Source organism: Shewanella sp. 11B5 (assembly GCF_002836795.1).
Lineage (GTDB): Bacteria > Pseudomonadota > Gammaproteobacteria > Enterobacterales > Shewanellaceae > Shewanella > Shewanella frigidimarina.
The window spans coordinates 1-4,292 of the sequence record NZ_PJAP01000563.1; the positions used below are offsets into that span (position 1 = coordinate 1).

A 4,292-nucleotide genomic window follows, 5' to 3' on the forward strand; every position below is an offset into this window, starting at 1 on the left:
GAAGTTGTTAACGATAGTGCTTTACTACCGGTAAATATAGTAGACTTTGTTATAATTGTTAAAAATGGCCATTTAGTTTTTTCATGCTGAATCTATTGTAATAATGCAGCTTGATCCGGTTCAATATGCCAAGCGATATTTCTGCTCTATAGCATTCCTATGCCGTAATAAAGCTTATTACTTCGCAATAATAGCCTGCTCGATTTGTGCTCTTAACCAAACAAAAGCGGGATCCGTTTCAGTATTCATGTGCCAGTATAAATGAGTATCAATGTCCGGTAGTTCAAATGGCATGGTGCACACATGTAAATCTGGATGTATAAACTGCTCCGCTATAGAGCGCGGTAAAGTCAACATTAAAGGCGACCCGATGACAATTTTAGCAGCGGTTTGGTAACTCTGGCATCGGTATTTAATGTGCCGATTTACACCTTGTTGTTGTAACAATATATCTTCCATCACTCGACCAATAGGTCTGCTTGATACGGCTACATGTTCAGCATTAGCATAATCAGTCGGAGTCAATTTGGTACTAGGCTCTAAATACATTGCATGTTGTCGACGGTCTATCAACACACAAAATGGATCTGACAATAGGGTTTTGTGAGCTAAAGGGGCATTCACCGCTCGCGCAACATCAATGGCTAAATCCACCTCCCCATTGGCTAACTGACGCGCTATATTTTCCCGAGATAATGACATACTGGCTATTTTCGCATGCGGAATTAACTTCACAACTTGCTTAATCAGCGTTGGCATTATTTGGCTTTCTAGCGCTTCATGAATGGCTATTTTAAAAGTTTGCTCCGTAGTAAGCGGGTCAAATTCACCACATTGCTGCAGTACTTGCCTTATTCGATTTAGCGCACTAATAAGTTGCGGAGCCATACGTTGACAAGCTGCTGTTGGTTGCATTTGCAGACCTTGGCGTACAAACAGCGGGTCGTTTAACACTAAACGTAATCGTTTTATCGCATGGCTCACTGCTGAAGGCGTTATAAACAACGACTTTGACGCTAAAGTCATGTTTTGCTCCAAATAAAGAGCTTCAAATATTTTTAACAAATTAAGGTCAAGTTGCTGAATTGCTTTGGTATCTGCCATTTTGGTCTCTATTGTTAAATGAATTTGCAACACACAACTATGAATAGTATTCATTGCAACCTAACATGTTATTTCATTTTATTCACTTATATTACTGCGATATGCTAACCACACAAATAATAGCTCGGTCACGTAATCACAATAATTGTGGTTTACGTCACGCAGGATGCTTACATGAATATCTACGCTACAGAGAAATCACAACAATATTTAGCAAAAGTAACCTCATTTATTAATGACAAAATTTTACCCATTGAAGCAGAATTGTTTATCGAAAACAGACGCCTTAACCACAATAGCGATTGGACTCAATGGCAACTATTACCGCAAATAGAAGCGCTTAAAACGCAAGCAAAAGCAGAGGGGTTATGGAATTTATTTCTGCCTGATGCCGAATTAGCTAAAGGGTTGACCTGTGTTGAATACGCCCCTTTGGCTGAAGAAATGGGACGCTCGCTTCTGGCCCCGGAAATCTTCAATTGTAATGCTCCAGATACCGGCAACATAGAAGTGCTTTATCACTTTGGTGATAAGCAACAGCAGCAACAATGGTTAACGCCGCTACTTGCTGGTGAAATACGCTCAGTATTTGCGATGACAGAACCTGATGTCGCCTCATCGGATGCCACTAATATGCAAGCTACCATCATTGAAGACGGTGATGATGTGGTGATTAATGGCCGTAAATGGTGGTCAACGGGCTTAGGTCATCCAAACTGTAAAGTAATGATCTTTATGGGCTTGTCACATAGCGATGCACCTAAACATCAACGTCATAGTATGGTATTAGTGCCGATGGACGCGCCTGGGGTCAGCATCACACGTATGTTAACCGCCTATGGTGATTATGATGCCCCTTATGGCCATGGAGAAATGGAACTCGTTAATGTACGTGTACCTAAAAGTAATGTGATTATGGGTTTAGGTAAAGGCTTTGAAATAGCTCAAGGTCGATTAGGCCCCGGTCGTATTCATCATTGCATGCGGGCTATTGGCGCAGCAGAACGCGCCTTATCATTAGCGATTGAGCGCGGACAATCTAGAGTTGCCTTTGGTCAACCTATTATCAAGCTCGGTGGCAATCTTGAACGTATTGCCCAAGCGCGCATGGCAATAGAACAAGCACGATTACTGACACTGAATGCCGCATGGAAAATCGATAACTTAGGCGTCAAGCACGCTATGACCGATATTTCGGCAATTAAAGTGGTTGTCCCAAATATGCTGACCCAAGTCGTCGACATGGCGATTCAAATGTATGGTGGCGCAGGGATGAACCATGACACACCATTAGCAGGGTTTGCAGCAATGGCCCGCAGTTTACGTTTAGCTGATGGACCTGATGAAGTGCATATGGCCATGGTGTCACGTCTTGAGTTAGCTAAGTACAAGTAATGGTGATGACTATGAAACCAATAACACAATCACAAAATGTAGTGGTCACTGGCGCGGCATCGGGTTTAGGTAAAGCACTGGCACTAAAATGGGCCAGTCAGCACGCCGAAGTGTGCGTTGCAGATATTAATAAACCAGCTGGTGAACAGGTGTGTCAAGAAATCCAAGCGTTAGGAGGTAAAGCATTTTTCGTACCTTGCGATATTACCAACACAGACAGCATTACAGCGCTCGTACAAGTACTGAATGAGCGTTGGCAACATATCGATGTGTTAATCAATAATGCCGGCGTTGCGTCAGCAGATAAAATTGAAGTTGAACCTATTTTGCAATGGCGCTGGGTAATGGAAATCAACCTGTTTGGTATTGTGAATATGTGCCAACAGTTTGTTCCCATTTTTAAACAACAAGGCGTTGGCAGTATTGTCAATGTCGCTTCACAAGCTGGCTTGACTCCAATCCCGTTTATGTCCAGTTACAACGCATCAAAAGCGGCTGTGGTGTCGTTGTCAGAAACCTTGCGCCTAGAACTTGCCGATGACAATATCAATGTTAGCGTGTTATGCCCAGGCTTCTTTAAAACCAACCTAGGTAGCAGTTTACGTACCCAACTACCTACAATGGAAAAGCTGCTGGGTAAGTTATTTGATAAGTCTCCCATAAATGCAGCGCAAGTCGCCGACATTGCTTATCAAGGTGAAAGTAAAAAACAATTCCTCTTACTGACACATCAACAAGGCAAACGGCTTTATCAGTTAAAACGCTTATTGCCTTTGCATTGGTATTTTAAATTAGTATTGAAACAAACACATCGTCTTAGGCAATTGTTAAGGGAGGAATAAGCTTAATGAACCAACAATATCTGGATAAAGCCAAAGCGGTTCGTGCAGGCGAGGAGCTTGATGCTGCGATAATTGACCCGTGGTTAAAACAACATATCGACGGACTTGAGGGAGACTTAACCATAACCCAGTACACTGGCGGTGCATCCAATTGGACTTACTGCTTAAGTTACGCCAATCGCGAGCTTATTTTACGCCGCGCGCCCAAAGGCACTAAAGCTAAAGGTGCTCACGACATGGGGCGCGAGTATCGATTACAACAAGCACTTAAACCTGTTTACCCTTATGTACCTGCAATGCTGGCACATTGTGAAGATGAAAATGTATTAGGAACTGAATTTTATGTCATGGAAAAGCTCAATGGCATTATCCCAAGACAAAACCTCCCTAAAGGCTTAAAAGTCGATAAGACGCAAGCCAGAACGCTTTGCACTAATGTAATTGATTGTTTAATCGAATTACATAAAGTGGATGTAGATGCCGCTAATCTTAACCATATCGGCAAAGGCGAAGGATATACGCAACGCCAGATTGATGGCTGGAGCCAACGCTACACTCAAGCTAAAACCTGGAATGTGCCCTCTGGCAAAAAAGTGATGACTTGGCTACAACAACATAAACCAGCACAAGAAAGCATTTGCCTAACCCACAATGACTTTCGGTTTGATAACGTAGTGTTAGATCCAAATGACATCAGTAAGGTCAATGGAATACTCGACTGGGAACTGGCGACGCTGGGGAACCCATTAATGGATTTGGGTAATACCCTCGCCTATTGGGTTGAAGCAGATGATGACTTTTTAGCACAAATGACTCGCCGCCAACCCACACACCTTGACGGTATGCTCACTCGACAACAAGTTGTTGAATATTATTGCGATAAAATGAATATCACCATTGATGATTTTCGTTTTTATGAGGTGTTCGGTTTATTCCGTTTAGCAGGCATAG

The 4,292-nt window shown here is 42.6% G+C and carries 4 protein-coding genes; 3 read left to right on the plus strand and 1 reads right to left on the minus strand.

Annotated elements, in window-relative coordinates:
- Positions 1-177: 177 nt before the first annotated feature.
- On the minus strand, positions 178-1,104 hold the full coding sequence (locus CXF78_RS13180) for a LysR family transcriptional regulator (protein ID WP_165870995.1): 927 nt from the start codon (positions 1,102-1,104) through the stop codon (positions 178-180).
- 174 nt (positions 1,105-1,278) lie between these two features.
- Here CXF78_RS13180 and CXF78_RS13185 point away from each other — a divergent pair, with 174 nt between their 5' ends.
- The 3 genes from CXF78_RS13185 to CXF78_RS13195 form a co-directional block, all read left to right on the plus strand.
- On the plus strand, positions 1,279-2,499 hold the full coding sequence (locus CXF78_RS13185; RefSeq protein ID WP_011637670.1) for an acyl-CoA dehydrogenase family protein: 1,221 nt from the start codon (positions 1,279-1,281) through the stop codon (positions 2,497-2,499).
- An 11-nt stretch (positions 2,500-2,510) separates the two neighbouring features.
- Complete coding sequence (locus CXF78_RS13190; RefSeq protein ID WP_102037056.1) at positions 2,511-3,341, plus strand: SDR family oxidoreductase; 831 nt, start codon at positions 2,511-2,513, stop codon at positions 3,339-3,341.
- Between the two features lie 5 nt (positions 3,342-3,346).
- A partial coding sequence (locus tag CXF78_RS13195; RefSeq protein ID WP_102037057.1) for a phosphotransferase family protein occupies positions 3,347-4,292 on the plus strand: 946 nt, incomplete at its 3' end.